Raw genomic sequence first — 18,548 nt, forward strand, 5'->3', positions numbered from 1 at the left:
ACGGGGACGTGTCCCCATCGGGAGTGGACAGATGGATCACAGCGGGCACGGCATGAACATGGATCTGCCGCCGTTCACGCTGGGACGGGGGCTGGAGCTCTCCGTCGAGCCGTTCTTCCTGACCGGCTGCCTCCTGGCGCTCGCCCTGTACGGGTACGGCGTGGTGCGGCTGCGCAGGCGCGGGGACGGCTGGCCGGTCAGCCGGGTGATCTCCTTCACCGTGGGGGTGCTGAGCATCCTGCTGGTGATGTGCACCAAGCTCAACGACTACGGCATGGTCATGTTCAGCGTGCACATGGTGCAGCACATGGTGATCAGCATGCTGTCGCCGATCCTGCTGCTCCTGGGCGCCCCGGTGACCCTGGCGCTGCGTGCGCTGCCGCCCGCCGGACGGGGGCGCGTCGGGCCGCGCGAGCTGCTCCTGAAGCTGCTGCACAGCCGGTACATCAAGATCGTCACGCATCCGGCGTTCACGATCCCGATCTTCATCGCCAGCCTCTACGCCCTGTACTTCACGCCGCTCTTCGACTTCCTGATGGGCTCCAAGCCCGGCCACATCGGGATGATGGTGCACTTCCTCGCCGTGGGCCTGGTCTTCTTCTGGCCGATCATGGGCGTCGACCCCGGCCCGCACCGGCCCGGCTATGTGATGCGGATGCTGGAGCTGTTCGCCGGGATGCCGTTCCACGCGTTCTTCGGGATCGCGCTGATGATGGCGACCACGCCGATGGTGGGGACGTACAGCGATCCCCCGGCCTCGCTCGGCATCGACGCGCTCAGCGACCAGAACTGGGCGGGTGGTATCGCCTGGGCCTTCAGCGAGATCCCCTCCGTGCTGGTGCTGATCGCGCTGGTCTACCAGTGGTACCACTCCGAGCAGCGGGCCGCCCGGCGCTCGGACCGGGCCGCCGACCGCGACGGCGACAAGGAGCTGGAGGCGTACAACGCCTATCTCGCGTCATTGCAGGCGCGACAGTAGCGCGGGGGGCGCTCACGGGGTGACCATGGGGTGAACGGCCGCGCGGCCGACGAGGAGGGTACGCGCATGTCCGGATCGACGAGAACCATGGGATATCTGACCGTCGGGGCGCTGGTCACGGTGACCGCCTACACGGTGGCGCTGGGAAGCAGCGGCTGGCTCTGGTTCGGCTGGGTGGTGCTGGGTCTGTGCACCCTCGGCATGCTGGCCACCCAGGACACCTGACCGCCCCGGCGGGAGACGCCTGACGGGCCCGGCGGCGGGTACGAGCCGGGTGACCGGTTCGCCACGGTCGCACGGTGCGGCCGGGGACCTACACTGACGGTCCCCGCACGACCACGACCTGGCAGTACGCAGCCCTGACGCCGACCCGGCAGAGCGAGGAGCACCCACAAGGTGTTTTATTACGTCCTGAAGTATGTCGTGCTGGGGCCCCTGCTGCGGGTGCTGTTCCGTCCTCGTATCGAAGGGCTGGAGAACATCCCGGAGGAGGGCGCGGCGATCGTCGCCGGGAACCATCTCTCCTTCTCCGACCACTTCCTCATGCCCGCCATCATCAAGCGGCGCATCACGTTCCTCGCGAAGGCCGAGTACTTCACCGGCCCCGGGATCAAGGGCCGGCTCACCGCCGCGTTCTTCCGCAGCGCGGGCCAGATCCCGGTGGACCGCTCCGGCAAGGACGCAGGGCAGGCGGCGATCCGCGAGGGGCTCGGGGTGCTGGGCAAGGGCGAGCTCCTGGGGATCTACCCGGAGGGCACCCGCTCGCACGACGGCCGGCTCTACAAGGGCAAGGTCGGGGTCGCGGTCATGGCGATCACCGCGCAGGTGCCGGTGGTCCCGTGCGCCATGCTCGGTACGTTCGAGATCCAGCCGCCCGGCCAGGTCGTCCCGAAGATCAAGCGGGTCGCGATCCGGTTCGGCGAGCCGCTGGACTTCTCGCGCTACGCGGGCATGGAGAACCAGAAGGCCGCGATCCGGGCCGTGACCGACGAGATCATGTACGCGATCCTCGAACTCTCCGGCCAGGAGTACGTCGACGAGTACGCGGCGAAGGTGAAGGCGGCCGAGCAGGAGGCCGCCCCGCCGAAGAAGTTCCGCAAACTGCGACGCTGACGGCGGATTCGCCGACGGCAGAGCGGCCTGGTCCGGCCGGCCCCACTCCCCCTAGGGCGTGTCCGGCGGATCAGGACCGGACAGGCCGCGGCGTCTGGTGCGGTGCATCGCAAGGCGCTGGAACGTCCTCATCGCGGAGCGATTCGGGCGTTTCGGCAACGCCGCGAGGGATGGGGCCTCCCCTGCTCGAGCGAAGCCGAGAGCTTGGGGAAGTGCCAGGCGTCGCGGACCCGGTCAAGATCCGCCGGACACGCCCTAGCGTCGAGCCATGAGTCAGGGACACGCGTGGGTGCTGGGAGCGACGGGACAGATCGGGCGGGCGGCGGTGAGCGCGCTCGTCCGGGACGGCTGGGAGGTGACCGCCGTATCGCGCGGCGGCGGGCGGGACGACCGGTGGGGTGACGGGGTACGGGCCCTGGCGCTCGACCGGGACGAGGAAGGGGCGCTGGAGAGCGCGCTCGGTGAGGGCTGTGACGTCCTGGTCGACATGGTGGCGTTCTCCCCGGCGCACGCACGGCAGCTGAGGTCTCTGTCCGGACGCGTCGGTTCGGCGGTCGTGATCTCCAGCGGTGCGGTGTACGAGGACGACCGGGGCCGCAGCTTCGACACCCAGGCCGAACCGGACGGCTTCCCGCGCTATCCGGTCCCGCTCCCGGAGACCCAGCCCACGGTGGCCCCGGGGGACACCACGTACGGGACCCGGAAGGTGGCGCTGGAGCACGAGCTGCTGGCGGCGGGCGACGCGCTGCCGGTGACGCTGCTGCGGGCGGGCGCGGTCCATGGCCCGTACTGCCGCACCCCGCGCGAGCTGTACTTCGTGAAGCGGCTGCTGGACGGACGGGGGCTGCGGGTCCTCGCGTACGGCGGCGGGAGCCGCTTCCACCCGCTCCACGTGACGAACGCGGCCGAGCTGATCCGCCTGGCCGCCCGCCGCCCCGGCTCCCGGGTGCTCAACGCGGCAGACCCTGAGGCGCCGACGGTCGCGGAGATCGGGGCAGCGATCGACGCGGTGCTCGGCCGGGAGACGGAGACGGTCCTGGTCGACGGTCCACCGCCCGAGGAGGGCGTGGGCGACACGCCGTGGAGCGGGGCTCATCCGGTGGTGTACGACATGACGGCGGCGGAGCAGGAGCTCGGGTACCGGCCGGTGACGGGGTACGTCGAGTCGCTGCCGGGGACGGTGGAGTGGCTGGCCGGGGAGCTGGCGGGGCGGGACTGGCGGGAGGCGTTCCCGAAGATGGCGCGGAACTACGGGGAGGCGCTGTTCGACTATGCGGCGGAGGACGCCTGGCGGGCGCGGTACGACCGGAGCCCGCGTGCGTGAGCCGGGCGGCGACGGCGTACGCGGCCGGGTCACGGCTTCGGTGGGGCGTACGGGCTCACCTCACCCGTCCTCCTTCAGCCCCTCCAGCAGCTCGTGCACCGCCCCGTCCAGGATCGCGCGCAGCAGGCGGGCGTCCTCCGCCACCGCCGTGACCAGGACGGCGGGGCCCGCGAGCGGGGTGAGGGCGGCGGTGGGGCCGAGGAGGCGGGCGGGGAGCGGGGACTCCTCGAAGGACGGGTCGGCCAGGAGGAGCTGACCGACCGCGCGGTGCTCGCCGAGGACGGCGGGGCCGTCCCAGCCGCCGGGGGCGCCGGGGCCGTAGGCCAGTTGCTGGTCGAGGAGCGGGCGGCCTCCCCGGTGGACGGTGAGGCGGGTCGTGAGGGTACCGGTGGGCTCGCCATGACGGCCGAGGATCTGCTCCTCGCGCAGCAACAGGCGTGCGGTGGGGGCGAGTTCGACGCGGGTGGTCTGGTGCAGGTCGCTGCCGTGGGCGGAGACGAGCTGTTCGGGGAGCCAGCGCAGGACGGCCCGCTCCCCCACCCGTAGAGCCACGGTGTACGTGGACGGGGCGGCGTCCGGCCGGGCGCCCGGCAGCGCGATGGTGGCCGCCGCCGCGTCGACGGTGAGGTGGGCGCCGTCGGCGGCCTCGGCCTCGATCGCCAGCCGGTCGCCGTTGAGCGGGGCGCTCATGGCGCCGACCACGGTGACCCGGGCGTGGGTGGAGTGCGGTGAGCGGGTGCGGCGGAGCGCGAGGGGGCCGGCGCTCTCCAGGACGGGCAGCGCGGTCCCGCCCCGGCCGTCGGGTTCGGCGCGGAGGCGGGCGGTGGCGTGGACGCTCATGCGGTCCAGGCGGCGAGCCGTGCCCGCACCCAGTCGGCGACCGGTCCGACGCCTTCGGCGGAGGTCAAGGAGGTGAAGAGGACGGGGAGTTCGCCGCGCTGTTCCTTGGCGTCCCGGGCCATCCGCTGGAGGTCGGAGCCGACGTGGGGGGCGAGGTCGGTCTTGTTGATGACGAGCAGGTCGGCGGTGGTGACGCCGGGGCCGCCCTTGCGGGGGATGTCGTCGCCGCCCGCCACGTCGATGACGAAGACCTGGGCGTCGACGAGCCCCTTGGAGAAGGTGGCGGTGAGGTTGTCGCCGCCGGACTCGACGAGGATCAGATCGAGCGGGCCGACCGCGTCCTCCAGGTCCTCGACGGCTTCGAGGTTGGCGGAGATGTCGTCGCGGATCGCGGTGTGCGGGCAGGCTCCGGTCTCGACGGCCTGGATGCGTTCGGGCGGCAGGACGGCGTTGCGGAGGAGGAATTCGGCGTCCTCGCGGGTGTAGATGTCGTTGGTGACGACGGCGATGGAGAACCGGTCGCGCAGCTCCCGGCAGAGGGCGGCGACGGTGGCCGTCTTGCCGGAGCCGACGGGTCCGCCGAGGCCGATGCGCAGGGCGCGCCGGGTGCCGTCGGGGCGGGTGGCGTCGGCGCTGACGGCGGCGGGGGCGTCGTGGGTGTGGCCGAGGTGCATGGGGCTGCTCCTGTCGGGGTGCGGGTGTGAGGATGTCCGGCCCACAGGCCGAACGGCTGCGGGCTAGGAGGCGAAGAGGCGGACCGGCCAGGCGGCGTGCGCCTCGGCGGTGATGTCGAGGAGCGGGGCGGAGGCGGCGGGCAGGGCGTCGATGCCGTGCCGGGCGGCCTCGGCCGCCCGGGCGGCCACCTGGTCCAGCTCGGGTGCGAGGCGGGCGAGTACGGCGGTGGCCTGGAACGGGTCGAGGGAGAGCAGCCGGACCACGGCGGTGGCCGGGCCGCTGACCGTCTCGTACGCCACGCAGTACGCCGCGTCCTCGGGCCCCAGCCCCGCCGCCCGGGCCGTGAGGCCGAGGACGACGGGCTGGTGGGCGCCGCGCGGCCGGGCCAGGGCGAGCGCGTCGAGTCCGGGGCTCGGCCAGGTGGCGCGGGCGGCCCGCATCATCTGGCGGCCCAGCTTGCGGGCGGTGGCCCGCAGGGCGGGTGAGGGCGTACGGGCGTCGGCGGCCTCGTCGAGCGCGAGCGGGTCGAGGCCGTGGGCGGCGGCCGCGGCGAGGGCGGCGGCGGTGAGCCCGGTGGTGTGCAGGCGGCCCCGGCAGAAGGCGGCGAGGTCGTCGGCGGTGCGGACGCGCCCCTGGGTGACGGCCGGTTCGGCACCGCCGGAGTGGGCGTGGCCTCCGGCGGGGAACCGGCCGTCGGCGAGGACGAGGAGGGCTGCGCGTGACATGGCGGGCCCCGGCTCAGAAGAGGAAGTAACGCTGGGCCATGGGCAGTTCGGCCGCCGGTGCGGGTTCGACCGGTTCGCCGTCGACGGTGACGGCGAAGCTGTCGGGGTCGACGTGGACGTGCGGCATCGCGTCGTTCTCCCGCATGTCCGCCTTGGTGACCGTCCGGGTGCTGGTGATGGCCCTGAACTCCTTCTCCAGGCCGAGCCGTTCGGGCAGCCCGTCCTCGATCGCCGTACCGGAGACGAAGTTGTACGAGCCGCGCGCCGCCGCCCGGCCCAGCGCGCCGAACATCGGCCGGGGCATGACCGGCTGGGGTGTCGGGATGGAGGCGTTGGCGTCGCCCATCTGCGCGTACGCGATCTGGCCGCCCTTGATGACGGTCTGCGGCTTCACCCCGAAGAACGCCGGGTCCCAGAGCACCAGGTCCGCGAGCTTGCCGGTCTCCACCGAGCCGATCTCCCGGTCCAGGCCCTGCGCGACCGCCGGGTTGATGGTGTATTTGGCGACATAGCGACGGACCCGGTGGTTGTCGGCCCGTCCGTCCCCGGGCAGGGCACCGCGCCGTTTCTTCATGACGTGGGCGGTCTGCCAGGTCCGCAGGATCACCTCCCCGATGCGCCCCATCGCCTGCGAGTCCGAGGAGATGATCGAGATGGCGCCGAGGTCGTGGAGGATGTCCTCGGCCGCGATGGTGGAGGGCCGGATACGGGACTCCGCGAAGGCCAGGTCCTCGGGGACGGCCGGGTTGAGGTGGTGGCAGACCATCAGCATGTCGAGGTGTTCCTCGATGGTGTTGACGGTGTGCGGCCGGGTCGGATTGGTCGAGCTGGGCAGGACGTACGGCTCGGAGACCACGGTGATGATGTCGGGCGCGTGCCCGCCGCCCGCGCCCTCGGTGTGGTACGCGTGGATGGTGCGTCCGGCGATGGCGGCGAGGGTGTCGGCGACGAACCCGGCCTCGTTCAGGGTGTCGGTGTGGATGGCGAGCTGGGCGCCGGTCTCCTCGCAGACGGTGAGGCAGGCGTCGATGGCGGCCGGGGTGGCGCCCCAGTCCTCATGAATCTTGAACCCCAGGGCTCCGCCGCGCAGTTGGGAGTACAGGGCGTCCCGGGATGTGGTGTTGCCCTTCCCCAGCAGCCCGATGTTGACGGGGAAGGTCTCCAGCGCCTCGAACATCCGGGCCAGGTGCCAGGGGCCGGGCGTGATGGTGGTGGCCTTGGTGCCCTCGGCGGGGCCGGTGCCGCCGCCGACGAGGGTGGTGATGCCACTGGAGAGCGCCTGGTCGACGAGGGTGGGGGTGATGAAGTGGACGTGCGCGTCGACCGCTCCGGCCGTGAGCAGCTTCCCGTTGCCCGCGATGATCTCGGTCTCCGGGCCGATCACCAGGTCGGGGTGGACGCCGTCCATGGTGTCCGGGTTCCCGGCCTTGCCGATGCCGGTGATCCGGCCGTCGCGGATGCCGATGTCGGCCTTGACGATGCCCCAGTGGTCGATGACGACCGCCCCGGTGATGACGGTGTCGGGCGCGCCCTCGGCCCGGGTGGTGCGGGCCTGGCCCATGGACTCGCGGATCACCTTGCCGCCGCCGAAGACCGCCTCGTCGCCCGCGTGGCCGGGGCCGCCCGAGCGGTCCTCCTCGATCTCGACCAGGAGGCCGGTGTCCGCGAGGCGGATGCGGTCGCCGGTGGTGGGGCCGAACAGGTCGGCGTACACGGCCCTGTCGAGGTCAGGCATCGGGGGCACCTCCGGTCCCGTCGAGGGCGCCGCCGGTCTCGCCGCGCAGTCCGGGGACGATGCGGCGGCCGGCGAGGGGGACGAGTTCGACGTCGACCGGGACGCCGGGCTCGAAGCGGACCGCCGTACCGGCCGCGATGTGCAGCCGCAGCCCGTGCGCGGCCGCCCGGTCGAAGCGCAGCCCGGGGTTGGCCTCGGCGAAGTGGTAGTGGGAGCCGACCTGGACGGGGCGGTCGGCGGCGTTGAGGACGGTGAGGCGGGTGACGGGGCGCCCCTCGTTGAGGGCGATGTCCCCGTCTCCGTACAGGATCTCTCCGGGAATCACGGCGCAGCCCCGTCAGACGATCGGGTCGTGGACGGTGACGAGCTTGGTGCCGTCCGGGAAGGTGGCCTCGACCTGGACGTCGTGGAGCATCTCGGGGATGCCGTCCATGACCTCGTCCCGGGTGAGGAGCTTGCGGCCGGACGCCATGAGTTCGGCGACCGTACGGCCGTCCCGGGCGCCTTCCAGCAGATGGGCGGTGATCAGGGCGACGGCCTCGGGGTGGTTGAGCCTCAGCCCGCGCGCCCGGCGCTTCTCGGCCACGTCGGCGGCCACATGGATGAGCAGGCGTTCCTGCTCGTGCGGGGTCAGTTGCACGCTTCCACCTCATCGTCTTCCGCCCGGCACCGGCCTCCGGGCGCAGCGGGACCCTATCCCCGTTCAACAGTCCGTTGAACGGGGAACCCGGCTCTCGCGACCAGGCATTGCACGTTAGGGCGGAAGTTTTTCCATTGCGTTAACTGGCCTTTTGCGGCGCCATAGGCATCCCGGCACACCTCCGGCCGGGCGGTGGTGCGCCCGGCCTCCTCGAAAGCGGCGCGGCGGCGGGGAGGCGGCCGGGGGCCGGGTCGTATACGGAGCCGCCGGACCCACCACGCGCCGAGCCGGGTGTCCCCTCCTCAAGGGGGCACCCGGCTTCGGACTGTCGGCGCGCGCGTTCGGGCCGCCCCGGTCGCGCCGTCGTCGGCGGACGGGGTGTCAGTTGTCCCGGTCGGCGGACAGAGCGTCAGGCGTCCCGGTCGCCGTGGGGGCGGTGCTCGGCGGCGATGCCGAACCTGCGCCGTTCGCCCTGAGCGGAGGAGGGGGCGGAGCCGATGGAGGAGACCGAGCTGATCACCTGCTCCTCGGCAGCGGCCTCAGCGGCCTCCTCCGCTTCCAGTCGTTGCAGGTCAGCGGCGGACACCAGCGCGATGAGCGGCTTGCCGTGCCGCGTCACGACGACGCGCTCGCCGCCGTAGACAACGCGGTTGATCAGTTCGGCGAGCTCCGCCCGTGCTTGCGTCACCGGAATCTCGTAGGCCATACCCCCATCATAACCTTCTGTACGTCCTGTACATTTTTTACGGACGGGTCGGCCGGGGTCCTCATGGCTCCGGCCGACCCGCGCGCCCCGGCACACGTCCGGTCGCGCACCCAGCCGCGCACGGAGTCCCGCGCCCAGGAGGAAGGCACCGCCATGATCCGCCCCGCCGCCCGTTATGTACTGCCCGAGTTCCACGAGCGCACCGCGACCGGAACCCGGACCATGGACCCGTACTCCAAGCTGCTGTCCGAGCGGATCGTCTTCCTCGGGAGCCCCATCGACGACACCGCGGCGAGCGACCTCATCGCCCAGCTCATGTATCTGGAGCACGCCGATCCGGACCGGCCGCTCTCGCTCTACATCAACTCCCCCGGCGGCTCGTTCCCGGCCATGGCGGCGGTCTACGACACCATGCAGTTCCTCACCTGCGATGTGGAGACCTTCTGCCTGGGGCAGGCCGGCTCCTACGCGGCGGGCCTGCTGGCGGCCGGGGCTCCGGGCCGCCGACATGCTCTGCCCGGTGCGCGGGTAGTCATTCAGCAGCCCGCCCTGGAGGAGCCAATGCGGGGCCAGCCGTCCGACCTGGAGATCCACGCGCGCGAACTGGTGCGTACCCGCGAGATGTTCACGGCCATGCTGGTCCGGCACACGGGCCGGACCGCCGAGCAGGTCACCGCCGACATCGAGCGCGACACCGTCCTCGACGCCGAGGCCGCCCGCGCCCACGGGCTGATCGACCACGTCGTGGAGAACCGCTCCCTCTCCTAGAGGGTGCCGCCCCCTCCCCCGAGGGGGCCGTCGAACCGCCGCCTGCCGTACGACACGAGGTGAACCGCACATGGAGCCGACGGAGTTCCCGCCCCTGCCCGCGCTGACCCAGGCCGAGGGCGAGTTCGTCGACTGTTATCTGGCGGTCCTCGACCAGGTGGGCCGGATCAACCCGGCGCGCGGCAGCGACACCTACAGCGCGCTGCGGGCCGCGCAGGCCCTCGCCTCCCGGGCGGCGGCCCTGCGCGACGCCCTGACCCTGATGCACGAGCGCGGCGAACGGCAGATCCACGCGGCGACGCTGGCGCGGGCCCTGCGAGTACTGGACGGCGAACGGCGGGCGGGCCGGGTCGCGATGCCCCCGACCTCGAAGTGAGCCGGATCTCCGCGCTCCAGACCCCGAACCGATCCGGATCTCCACGCCCCTGACCCCGAACTGAGCCGCTCCGCGCGCCGGGAGCGCATTACGGGAGCGGGCCGGTCGCGACGCTGTGCGACACGCCCGGTCACGTGACCGGTTTTCCTCGCTCGTTCGGCGTAGACGATCACCCGCACGAGCGACGGCCCGACTTGCGCCCAACGCGCGTTCCGTGCTCGGAATCTGACCTTTTGTCGCTGGTACGGGGCGGGTCGCCGGGCCCGTCGGCGAGCCCGTATCCACCCTGTCCACCTGAACGGGTCAGTGGTGAGGAGACTCACAAATCACTGTTTCGGCTCGGAAATCCGGCACTCGGTGAGTCAAGATCCCTGGGACGACAAGCCCCCGCCACCGCGGCGGGGCGGTCCGGGTGGACGCCGAGTCCTGCCGCCACCCCGGATGACTGGTCGACAGGAGTGGATCGGCAGGAGTGGAGGACCCGAGCACAACGGGCCGACCGGGAGACCGGAAAGCCCTCGGGGTGAAGCCGCATCGCGCGGCCGGGCAACTTCGCCAGCCCGAACCCGACAGGTCATCCTTCACAGGCGGCTGACGAAGGGTTGCGCATGTCTGCGCAGGTTCATGTCCCGTCTCTGCTCACCCGGGTCGGTACGGCCTCGGTGCTCACCTTTGCCGTGACGTCCGCGATGCTGGCGCCGGGCCTGGTCAACGATGCGGAGGCCGCCACCCATTCGACGAAGGCGCTCAAGGTCGCCGCGTCGAAGAAGGGGGCTCCCTACAAGTACGGGGCCGCGGGTCCCCACCGTTTCGACTGCTCGGGGCTGACTGTCTACTCGTTCAAGAAGGCCGGGAAGAAGCTCCCCCGCACGGCACAGCAGCAGTACAACAAGACCCGCCATATCCCGAAGACCAAGCGCAAACAGGGTGACCTGGTCTTCTTCCATTCCGGACGCGGCGTCTACCACGTGGGCATCTACGCCGGGGGCGGAAAGATCTGGCACTCCCCCAAATCGGGAGACGTGGTACGGAAGGCAAAAATCTGGTCCAAGAGCGTCTCGTACGGACGGGTCCGCTGACCCTCTGAACCGGACGCTCTTCCCTTGCGGGCGGTACGGGCACGCCTCCCGGCTCCGCCCGGCACCGCCCGCAAGGCCCCGGCCCCGCCTCCGGCGCTTTCGAGCTCCCCAGACGCTCTCAGCGCAGGAGCGGGCCGGTCACCAGCACCAGACCCAGTCCGGTGAGCGCCACACCGCTGCCGCCCTCGATGGCGCGGGCGGTACGCGGTCGGCGCAGCCACCGGCCCAGCCGGTCCACGAGCAGGGCGACCGCCGGGAACCAGATCAGGGCCAGCGCCACCACGAGGGCGGCGAGCAGCAGCGTCCTGGGCAGCGGCGGCTGTCCGGCCGGGACGAACTGCGGCAACAAACTGAGGAAGAGGACCGGCGCCTTCGGGTTGAGCGCGTTGGTCAGGAACCCCTGGCGCAGCGCACGCCCGAACGCCTGGGGAGCCTCCGGCCCCGTCCCGTTGCCGGGTGTGCGGTTCTTCTCCGAGATCCGGCGCCGGAGCGCGTACAGCCCGCTGATCCCGAGGTAGAGCACGTACGCGCCGCCGAGCAGCTGGACGGTGCGGAACAGCACGGGAAGCGTCACCAGCACCGCGGCCAGCCCCGCCACGGCGAGCGCGGTGTGCACGAGCAGTCCCCCGGCGACGCCGAGCGCGCTGGCCAGACCGGCGGTGCGCGATGCCAGGGCGTTGCGTACGACGACGGTGAAGTCGGCGCCGGGCAGCGCGACCATACCGGCGGCGACCCCGGTGAAGGCGATCAGTTGTGCGTCCAGTTGTCCGTCCATGGGTACAGCCTGGACCTGCGGAGCCTTTAGCGTGTACTTGCAATCTTCTGGGTCTGCCTAAAGGAACGCTTCATGTACGACCCGACGCGGCTCGCCGCACTCGTGGCGGTCGCCGAGGCCGGATCGATCACGCGGGCCGCCGCCCATCTGGGCTACACCGCGCCCGCGCTCTCCCAGCAACTGGCCAAACTGGAGCGCGAGGCCGGGGCGGTGCTGCTGGTGCGCCACCATCGCGGGGCGCGGCTGACGGCGGCCGGTGAGCTGCTGGCGGTCCGGGCCCGGCGGGTCCTGGACGAACTGGACCAGGCGCGGCACGAGCTGGCGCGGCTGGCCGGGCTCTCCGGCGGCAGGCTGCGGGTGGGGACGTTCACGACGGCCGGGGTGCATCTGCTGCCGCCGGTCCTGAGCGCGTTCCGGCGGGCCCATCCGGACGTCGAGCTGACCGTCACCGAGTACGAGCCGCCGGCCGGGGTCGCGGCGGTCGTCGCGGGCGAAGTGGACCTGGCGCTGACCCACACCTACGAACCGGCGGTGACGGACCCGCCGCCGACGGGCGTCACCCTCGAACCGCTGCTGGTCGAGGAGCTGGTGCTGGCGACCGCCGTCGGGCACCGGCTCTCCGAGGGCACCGGACGGCTGGCGGTCGCGGAGCTGGCCGGGCGCCCGCTGATCAGCAGCGCTCCGGCGCATCCGCCCCGGCGCGGGGTGGAGGGCGCGCTCGCGGAGGCGGGCGCGACTCCGGCGGTGGTGTGCGAGTCGCCCGGCTATGCGCTGGTGTGCGCCCTGGTCAGCGCGGGGCTCGGCGTGGCGGTGGTGCCGGAGATGGTCGCGTCGCTGTCGTCCGCCCCGCTGGCCGTCCGGCGGCTGGAGCCCGCGGCCTTCCGCCGGACGATCTCCGTGGTGCACCGGGGCGACCGGGCGACCGCCGCCGCCACGACCCTGCTCGCACTGCTGCGGAGCGGCTTCGGCCGGGGAACGCCCCGCTGATCCCCGGCCGGAGCCCGGGTGTCACCCCTGGACCGGCACCGCCCAGGGCAGGGCGATCCAGACCGTCTTTCCGCCCTCGGCCGTCGGGACGACCGTGAGCCGTCCGCCGTACTCCTTGGCCAGCGACCGGATGATCACCATGCCCCGGCCGTTGTCCTGGCGTACGGCGGCGGGCAGCCGCTGGGGCCAACGGGGGTGACTGTCCGTCACGCCGAGGCGCAGTTCCTCGTCCCGTTCCAGGCGCAGATCCACGGTGAAGGTGGGCGACTGGCCGAAGGTGTGCTGGACGGCGTTGGTGGTGAGTTCGGAGATGATCAGCCGGATGGTGTCGGCGAGATCCGTGTCCTCGGAGAGGCCCCATTCGGCCAAGGTGCTGGCCACATATCTGCGGGCCGCTGAGACCGAGACCGGCTCGCTCGGCAGAGTGACGGTTGCTTCCTGATGGTCTGCCATGGCGACGCCGTCCCTTTCGCGCCCCGGCCGACCGGCGGTCGGCCAGGATTGTGCTTCGCGCCAGACTGCCACTGTTGGAGCTCGCTGTAACGACGTTCGACCAAGATATGCATATATCTGTCGCTCGAAGCGGTGAATTCGGGCCCCGTACGGCGTGGACGGAGGGCACACTGACCCCTCTGCGGGCCCGGACCGTGCGGTGCATACCGGTCCCGTCCCGTTCCGCGAGCGCGAGGAGATCCGGATGCTGCACGGCCCCGTCGTCCGACGGCGGAAGCTCGGCGAGGAGTTACGGAGGCTGCGGCACGCCTCCGGACTGACCAGCCGGGAGGCGGCGCTCCTGCTCGGCTGGCACCAGTCGAAGGTGAGCCGCGTCGAGACCGGCGCCAGCGGGGTGAGGCCCGACGACGTGACGCGCCTGCTCGACGTCTACGCGGTGCGCGACACGCAGCTGCGCGCCCTGCTCGAAGTGCTCGCGGGGTCGGCGGGCGGCGGCGGCTCGGGGTGGTGGCACGCGTACCGGGGGCTGATCCCGCCCCAGTACCGCGACTTCATCAGTCTGGAGTCCCAGGCCGCCACGGTGCGGACGCTGGAGACCTCGGTGGTGCCGGGGCTGCTCCAGACCGCCGGCTACGCGCGGGCGGTGACCCGCGCCTCGCTCGACGGCCTGCCCGCGGACCACCTGGACTCGCTGGTCGAGGTGCGGCTGACCCGGCAGAGGGTGCTGCGCGCGAAGCCGCCGCTGCGGTTCACCGCCGTACTGGACGAGGCCGTGCTGCACCGGGAGGTGGGCGGGACCGAGGTGATGCGGGACCAGCTGCACCATCTGACCCAGGTGGCCCAACTCCCCCACGTGGAGCTCCAGTTACTGCCGTTCTCCGTCGGCGGGCATGTCGGGCTCACCTGCCCTTTCGTTATCTTCTCCTTTCCGAATATTTCCGATCTGGATGTGGTCGTTCTCGACCACTTGACGAGTAGCCTCTATCTGGAGCGGAAAGAAGACCTCGAGGCGTACAGCTCGGCCTTCCGCACCTTGCAGGCGCACGCACTGACGCCGGACCAATCGCTGGAGCACATCGCGGCGATCCGCCGCGGTTGTCGTTAGGACGTCCGACTGCCCGAGGGGGGCATCATGTCCGACCGTCTCGCACCGCGCACATCACCGGCCGCCGGGGAGCCACTGGTGTGGCGCCGCAGCAGCCGCTCCACCGGAATGAACAACTGCGTGGAGACCGCCCGGCTTTACGGCCCCGGGTCAGGCCCCGGGTCCGGCGACGCACTCCTCGCCGTACGCGACTCCAAGGACGTGGAACGGCCGCCGCTGCGCTTCTCCGCCCCGGCCTGGACCGCCTTCGTGTCCGGACTGGGGCCGCGCGTCCTCAGCTGAGCGGAACGAACGCCTCCCGAGGAGCGGTCGAGACGATCGTGGCCACCGCGTCCCCGATCTGCTCCTCGGTCAGGTCCGCCCGGGCGGTCAGCCGCAGCCGGGAGATGCCGTCCGGCACCGACGGCGGGCGGAAGCAGCCCACCACCACCCCGGCCGCGCGGCAGTTGGCCGCCCAGCGCACCGCCGTGTCCGCCGAGGGTGCCCGGACGGAGACCACGGCCGCGTCGGGCCGGGCGGAGGTCAGCCCGGCGGCGGTGAGCCGCCCGTACAGTGCGGTGGCAACCTCCCGGGCCCTGGCCGCCCGTTCCGGTTCCCGGCGCAGCAGCCGGAGCGCGCCCAGCGCCCCGCCCGCCGCCGCCGGGGCGAGACCGGTGTCGAAGATGAACGTACGGGCCGTGTTGACCAGGTGGTCGATGACCCGGGCCGGGCCGAGGACCGCGCCGCCCTGGCTGCCCAGCGACTTGGAGAGGGTGAGCGTGGCGACGGTCCCCTCGCCGCCCGCCAGTCCGGCGGCGGCGAGCGCGCCGCGTCCGCCCTCGCCCAGGACGCCCAGGCCGTGGGCGTCGTCCACGACGAGGGCCGCGTTCGCTCCGCGGCAGACCTCGGCCAGCGCGGTGAGCGGTGCCGCGTCCCCGTCGACCGAGAAGACCGAGTCGGTGACGGCGAGCGCCCGCCCGTCGTGGGCCGCCAGCGCCTTGGCCACGGCCTCCGGATCGGCGTGCGGGACGACGGCGGTCTCCGCGCGGGAGAGCCGGCAGCCGTCCACGATGGAGGCGTGGTTGCCGGTGTCGGAGACGATCAGCGAACCGCGCCCGGTCAGCGCCGTGAGGGCCGCGAGGTTGGCCGCGTAACCGGAGGAGAGGACGAGGGCCGCCTCGAAACCGCAGAAACCGGCGAGTTCCCGTTCGAGTTCGGCGTGGAGCGCGGTGGTGCCGGTGACCAGCCGCGATCCCGTCGCGCCCGCACCCCAGCGGTGTGCGGCACCGGCCGCCGCCGCGACCACCTCCGGGTGCCGGGTGAGGCCCAGGTAGTCGTTGCTCGCGAGGTCCAGGAGTTCGGCTTCCGCGCTCCTCGGGCGCAGGGTCCGGACGAGTCCGGCCGCCGCCCGGCGGCGGGCCTCGTCGTCGATCCAGTCGAACGGGGCGAAGGGCGGGGCGGAGGACATAGGAGGGTCCCTTTTGTAGGCAGCTCACAGACCCTAGCGGGGTGCGCAGCAGGTCAGGGTGTGGCAATACACACACCCGCACCCCGGTCTGCTGTCTGGTTCCTCCTTGGCTGGAGGTGGTGCCGTAAGCGAGGATCACCTTTCATGGACCTGCTGAACACGCTGGTGGACAAGGGGCTGCGGCGCGAACTGCCGACCCGCGAAGAAGCGCTCGCCGTGCTGGCGACCTCCGACGACGACCTGCTCGACGTGGTGGCCGCCGCGGGCAGGGTACGCCGCCAGTGGTTCGGGCGGCGCGTGAAACTCAACTACCTGGTCAACCTGAAATCGGGGCTCTGCCCCGAGGACTGCTCGTACTGCTCCCAGCGGCTCGGCTCCAAGGCCGGAATCCTCAAGTACACCTGGCTGAAGCCGGACGAGGCGTCCAAGGCCGCCGCCGCCGGGGTGGCGGGCGGCGCCAAGCGGGTCTGCCTGGTGGCGAGCGGGCGCGGGCCGACGGACCGGGACGTCGACCGGGTCACCAGGACCATCGAGGCGATCAAGGAGCAGAACGAGGGCGTCGAGGTCTGCGCCTGTCTCGGTCTGCTCTCCGACGGACAGGCCGACCGGCTGCGCGAGGCGGGCGCCGACGCGTACAACCACAACCTGAACACGTCCGAGGAGACGTACGGGGCGATCACGACCACCCACACGTACGCGGACCGGGTGGAGACCGTGCAGCAGGCCCAGGCGGCCGGGCTCTCGGCGTGCTCCGGGCTGATCGCCGGGATGGGCGAGAGCGACAAGGACCTGGTCGACGTCGTCTTCGCGCTGCGCGACCTGGACCCGGACTCGGTGCCGGTGAACTTCCTGATCCCGTTCGAGGGCACGCCGCTGGCCAAGGAGTGGAACCTCACCCCGCAGCGCTGCCTGCGCATCCTCGCCATGGTCCGCTTCGTCTGCCCGGACGTGGAGGTCCGGCTCGCGGGCGGGCGCGAGGTGCATCTGCGCTCGATGCAGCCGCTGGCGCTGCACCTGGTGAACTCGATCTTCCTGGGCGACTACCTGACCAGTGAGGGCCAGGCGGGCCAGGCCGACCTGGACATGATCGCCGACGCCGGTTTCGAGGTGGAGGGCGCGGGCACGACGACCCTCCCCCGCCACCGGGCCGACGCGCTGACCGGTGGCGGCTGCGGTTCGCAGGCGTCCGCACCGGAGAAGGCGGGCGGCTGCGGCTCGCACGGCTCGTCCGAGTCCCCGGGCTGCGGATCGCACGGGGGTGGCGGTGGCTGCGGACCGTGCGGAGGTCATGCGGCCGTCGCGGGCGGCGAGGAGAGCGCGCCTGCTACGGAGACCGTCGGCGCTCCGGCCGCGCCTGCGGGCGGGCCCGCGCGTACGGATCTGGTGGCGGTCCGCCGCCGGGGCGCGGGGACGGATCTCGCGCCCAATGCCTGAGCCGTACGCCCCAGGACTCCGCCGGCCCCCCGAGCCGGACCCGTACACCGCCGGACTCCCCCCGGCCGCCGCCCCGAAGCCGTACTCCCCGGACGAACTGCGGGCGCTGGACCGCGCGCACGTCTGGCACCCCTACGGTCCGATGCCGGGGCGGCAGGAGCCGCTGGTCGTCGAGTCGGCCTCCGGCGTACGGCTCAGGCTCGCCGAACCCATCGAGGGGCAGCGCGAGTTGGTGGACGGCATGTCGTCCTGGTGGTCGGCGGTGCACGGCTACAACCACCCGGTCCTCAACGAGGCCGCGCGCGGCCAGCTGGACCGGATGAGCCATGTGATGTTCGGCGGGCTCACCCATGAGCCCGCCGTCCGGCTGGCGACCCGGCTGGTGGAGATCACGCCGGAGCCGCTCCAGCACGTGTTCCTGGCCGATTCGGGGTCCGTGTCGGTCGAGGTCGCGGTCAAGATGTGCCTCCAGTACTGGCGTTCGGCCGGGCGGCCGGACAAGCGGCGGCTGCTGACCTGGCGCGGCGGCTACCACGGGGACACCTGGCAGCCGATGTCGGTGTGCGACCCGGAGGGCGGGATGCACGAGCTCTGGTCGGGCTCGCTGCCCCGGCAGGTCTTCGCCGACGCGCCCCCGGACGGCTTCGACGCGGAGCCGGACCCCGCCTACGTGGGCCATCTGCGGGAGCTGATCGCCGCGCACGCCGACGAGTTGGCGGCGGTCATCGTGGAACCGGTGGTGCAGGGGGCCGGTGGGATGCGGTTCCACTCCCCCGGCTATCTGCGGGTGCTGCGCGAGGCGTGCGACGAGCTGGACGTCCTGCTGGTGTTCGACGAGATCGCGACCGGGTTCGGGCGGACGGGCACGCTGTTCGCCGCCGGACACGCCGGTGTCTCACCGGACGTCATGTGCGTCGGCAAGGCGCTGACCGGCGGTTATCTCACGATGGCGGCGACCCTGTGCACCTCGCGGGTGGCCGAGGGGATCTCGCGCGGCGAGGTCCCGGTACTGGCGCACGGCCCGACCTTCATGGGCAACCCGCTGGCCGCATCGGTCGCCTCGGCCTCGGTGGACCTGCTCCTCGGGCAGGACTGGGAGAGCGAGGTGGCCCGGATCGGCGCCGGTCTGCGCTCCGGTCTGGCGCCCGCGGCGGATCTCCCCGGGGTCGTGGACGTACGCGTCCTGGGGGCGATCGGGGTCGTCCAGCTCGACCACGAGGTGGACATGGCGGCGGCGACCCGGGCGGCGGTACGCGAGGGCGTGTGGCTGCGGCCGTTCCGCGATCTGGTGTACACGATGCCGCCGTACGTCACCGGGGACGACGACGTACGACGGATCTGCCGGGCCGTGTGCGCGGCGGCTCGGGAGGGCTGAGATGACTGTGGT

General features: G+C 72.4%; 22 protein-coding genes. 12 read left to right on the forward strand and 10 right to left on the reverse strand.

Annotated elements, in window-relative coordinates; translation table 11 throughout:
* The first annotated feature begins 31 nt into the window (after positions 1–31).
* From B7C62_02790 to B7C62_02805, 4 genes are all read left to right on the forward strand, one after another.
* On the forward strand, positions 32–979 hold the full coding sequence (locus B7C62_02790) for a hypothetical protein (GenBank protein ID ARF71301.1): 948 nt from the start codon (positions 32–34) through the stop codon (positions 977–979).
* Positions 980–1,009: 30 nt separating this feature from the next.
* Positions 1,010–1,204 carry a hypothetical protein gene (locus B7C62_02795; GenBank protein ARF71302.1) on the forward strand — a complete coding sequence of 65 codons (195 nt, stop codon included), beginning with the start codon at positions 1,010–1,012 and terminating at the stop codon, positions 1,202–1,204.
* Between the two features lie 171 nt (positions 1,205–1,375).
* Positions 1,376–2,092, forward strand: a complete 717-nt coding sequence (locus B7C62_02800; GenBank protein ARF71303.1) for a 1-acyl-sn-glycerol-3-phosphate acyltransferase — start codon at positions 1,376–1,378, stop codon at positions 2,090–2,092.
* A 289-nt stretch (positions 2,093–2,381) separates the two neighbouring features.
* Complete coding sequence (locus B7C62_02805) at positions 2,382–3,416, forward strand: reductase (protein ARF71304.1); 1,035 nt, start codon at positions 2,382–2,384, stop codon at positions 3,414–3,416.
* Positions 3,417–3,476: 60 nt separating this feature from the next.
* Here B7C62_02805 and B7C62_02810 read toward each other — a convergent pair whose 3' ends face one another.
* The 7 genes from B7C62_02810 to B7C62_02840 form a co-directional block, all read right to left on the reverse strand.
* Entirely contained in the window at positions 3,477–4,256 is a 780-nt protein-coding gene (locus B7C62_02810; GenBank protein ARF71305.1) for an urease accessory protein, read from the reverse strand.
* Positions 4,253–4,930 carry an urease accessory protein UreG gene (locus tag B7C62_02815; protein ARF71306.1) on the reverse strand — a complete coding sequence of 226 codons (678 nt, stop codon included), beginning with the start codon at positions 4,928–4,930 and terminating at the stop codon, positions 4,253–4,255. The genes B7C62_02810 and B7C62_02815 overlap by 4 nt, the downstream gene beginning before the upstream one ends.
* 63 nt (positions 4,931–4,993) lie before the next feature.
* The gene (locus B7C62_02820; GenBank protein ID ARF71307.1) at positions 4,994–5,656 is read right to left on the reverse strand and encodes an urease accessory protein UreF; all 663 of its coding nucleotides are present in this window, start codon (positions 5,654–5,656) and stop codon (positions 4,994–4,996) included.
* 13 nt (positions 5,657–5,669) lie between these two features.
* Positions 5,670–7,391, reverse strand: coding sequence for an urease subunit alpha (locus tag B7C62_02825; GenBank protein ID ARF71308.1), 1,722 nt, complete (start codon positions 7,389–7,391; stop codon positions 5,670–5,672).
* Positions 7,384–7,716: an urease subunit beta gene (locus tag B7C62_02830; GenBank protein ARF71309.1), complete on the reverse strand. Its 333-nt coding sequence runs from the start codon at positions 7,714–7,716 to the stop codon at positions 7,384–7,386. Before B7C62_02830 ends, B7C62_02825 begins: the two co-directional genes overlap by 8 nt.
* Before the next feature lie 12 nt (positions 7,717–7,728).
* Positions 7,729–8,031, reverse strand: a complete 303-nt coding sequence (locus B7C62_02835) for an urease subunit gamma (GenBank protein ARF71310.1) — start codon at positions 8,029–8,031, stop codon at positions 7,729–7,731.
* A 409-nt stretch (positions 8,032–8,440) separates the two neighbouring features.
* Positions 8,441–8,737: a prevent-host-death protein gene (locus tag B7C62_02840; protein ARF71311.1), complete on the reverse strand. Its 297-nt coding sequence runs from the start codon at positions 8,735–8,737 to the stop codon at positions 8,441–8,443.
* A gap of 153 nt (positions 8,738–8,890) precedes the next feature.
* Between B7C62_02840 and B7C62_02845 the strand changes: the two genes are divergently transcribed.
* From B7C62_02845 to B7C62_02855, 3 genes are all read left to right on the forward strand, one after another.
* On the forward strand, positions 8,891–9,505 hold the full coding sequence (locus B7C62_02845; protein ID ARF76955.1) for an ATP-dependent Clp protease proteolytic subunit: 615 nt from the start codon (positions 8,891–8,893) through the stop codon (positions 9,503–9,505).
* A 70-nt stretch (positions 9,506–9,575) separates the two neighbouring features.
* Positions 9,576–9,881, forward strand: a complete 306-nt coding sequence (locus tag B7C62_02850) for a hypothetical protein (GenBank protein ID ARF71312.1) — start codon at positions 9,576–9,578, stop codon at positions 9,879–9,881.
* Positions 9,882–10,489: 608 nt separating this feature from the next.
* Positions 10,490–10,960, forward strand: a complete 471-nt coding sequence (locus B7C62_02855) for a glycoside hydrolase (protein ID ARF71313.1) — start codon at positions 10,490–10,492, stop codon at positions 10,958–10,960.
* A 118-nt stretch (positions 10,961–11,078) separates the two neighbouring features.
* On the opposite strand, the gene B7C62_02860 is transcribed toward B7C62_02855, so the two are convergent.
* On the reverse strand, positions 11,079–11,723 hold the full coding sequence (locus B7C62_02860) for a lysine transporter LysE (GenBank protein ID ARF76956.1): 645 nt from the start codon (positions 11,721–11,723) through the stop codon (positions 11,079–11,081).
* An 84-nt stretch (positions 11,724–11,807) separates the two neighbouring features.
* Between B7C62_02860 and B7C62_02865 the strand changes: the two genes are divergently transcribed.
* Positions 11,808–12,722, forward strand: coding sequence for a LysR family transcriptional regulator (locus tag B7C62_02865; protein ARF71314.1), 915 nt, complete (start codon positions 11,808–11,810; stop codon positions 12,720–12,722).
* A gap of 21 nt (positions 12,723–12,743) precedes the next feature.
* Here B7C62_02865 and B7C62_02870 read toward each other — a convergent pair whose 3' ends face one another.
* Positions 12,744–13,175, reverse strand: coding sequence for a hypothetical protein (locus tag B7C62_02870; protein ARF71315.1), 432 nt, complete (start codon positions 13,173–13,175; stop codon positions 12,744–12,746).
* A gap of 244 nt (positions 13,176–13,419) precedes the next feature.
* On the opposite strand from B7C62_02870, the gene B7C62_02875 reads away from it, so the two are divergent.
* Positions 13,420–14,280 (forward strand): transcriptional regulator, encoded by an 861-nt coding sequence (locus B7C62_02875; protein ARF76957.1) that lies wholly within the window; start codon positions 13,420–13,422, stop codon positions 14,278–14,280.
* A gap of 27 nt (positions 14,281–14,307) precedes the next feature.
* Positions 14,308–14,562 carry a DUF397 domain-containing protein gene (locus B7C62_02880; GenBank protein ID ARF71316.1) on the forward strand — a complete coding sequence of 85 codons (255 nt, stop codon included), beginning with the start codon at positions 14,308–14,310 and terminating at the stop codon, positions 14,560–14,562.
* On the opposite strand, the gene B7C62_02885 is transcribed toward B7C62_02880, so the two are convergent.
* Entirely contained in the window at positions 14,555–15,727 is a 1,173-nt protein-coding gene (locus B7C62_02885; GenBank protein ID ARF71317.1) for an 8-amino-7-oxononanoate synthase, read from the reverse strand. The genes B7C62_02880 and B7C62_02885 overlap by 8 nt on opposite strands.
* A gap of 144 nt (positions 15,728–15,871) precedes the next feature.
* Between B7C62_02885 and B7C62_02890 the strand changes: the two genes are divergently transcribed.
* Positions 15,872–17,161, forward strand: a complete 1,290-nt coding sequence (locus B7C62_02890) for a biotin synthase BioB (protein ID ARF71318.1) — start codon at positions 15,872–15,874, stop codon at positions 17,159–17,161.
* A 97-nt stretch (positions 17,162–17,258) separates the two neighbouring features.
* Complete coding sequence (locus B7C62_02895) at positions 17,259–18,536, forward strand: adenosylmethionine--8-amino-7-oxononanoate transaminase (protein ARF76958.1); 1,278 nt, start codon at positions 17,259–17,261, stop codon at positions 18,534–18,536.
* Positions 18,537–18,548: the final 12 nt, after the last annotated feature.

The sequence above is a fragment of the Kitasatospora albolonga genome (assembly GCA_002082585.1).
Taxonomy (GTDB): Bacteria; Actinomycetota; Actinomycetes; order Streptomycetales; family Streptomycetaceae; genus Streptomyces; species Streptomyces stephensoniae.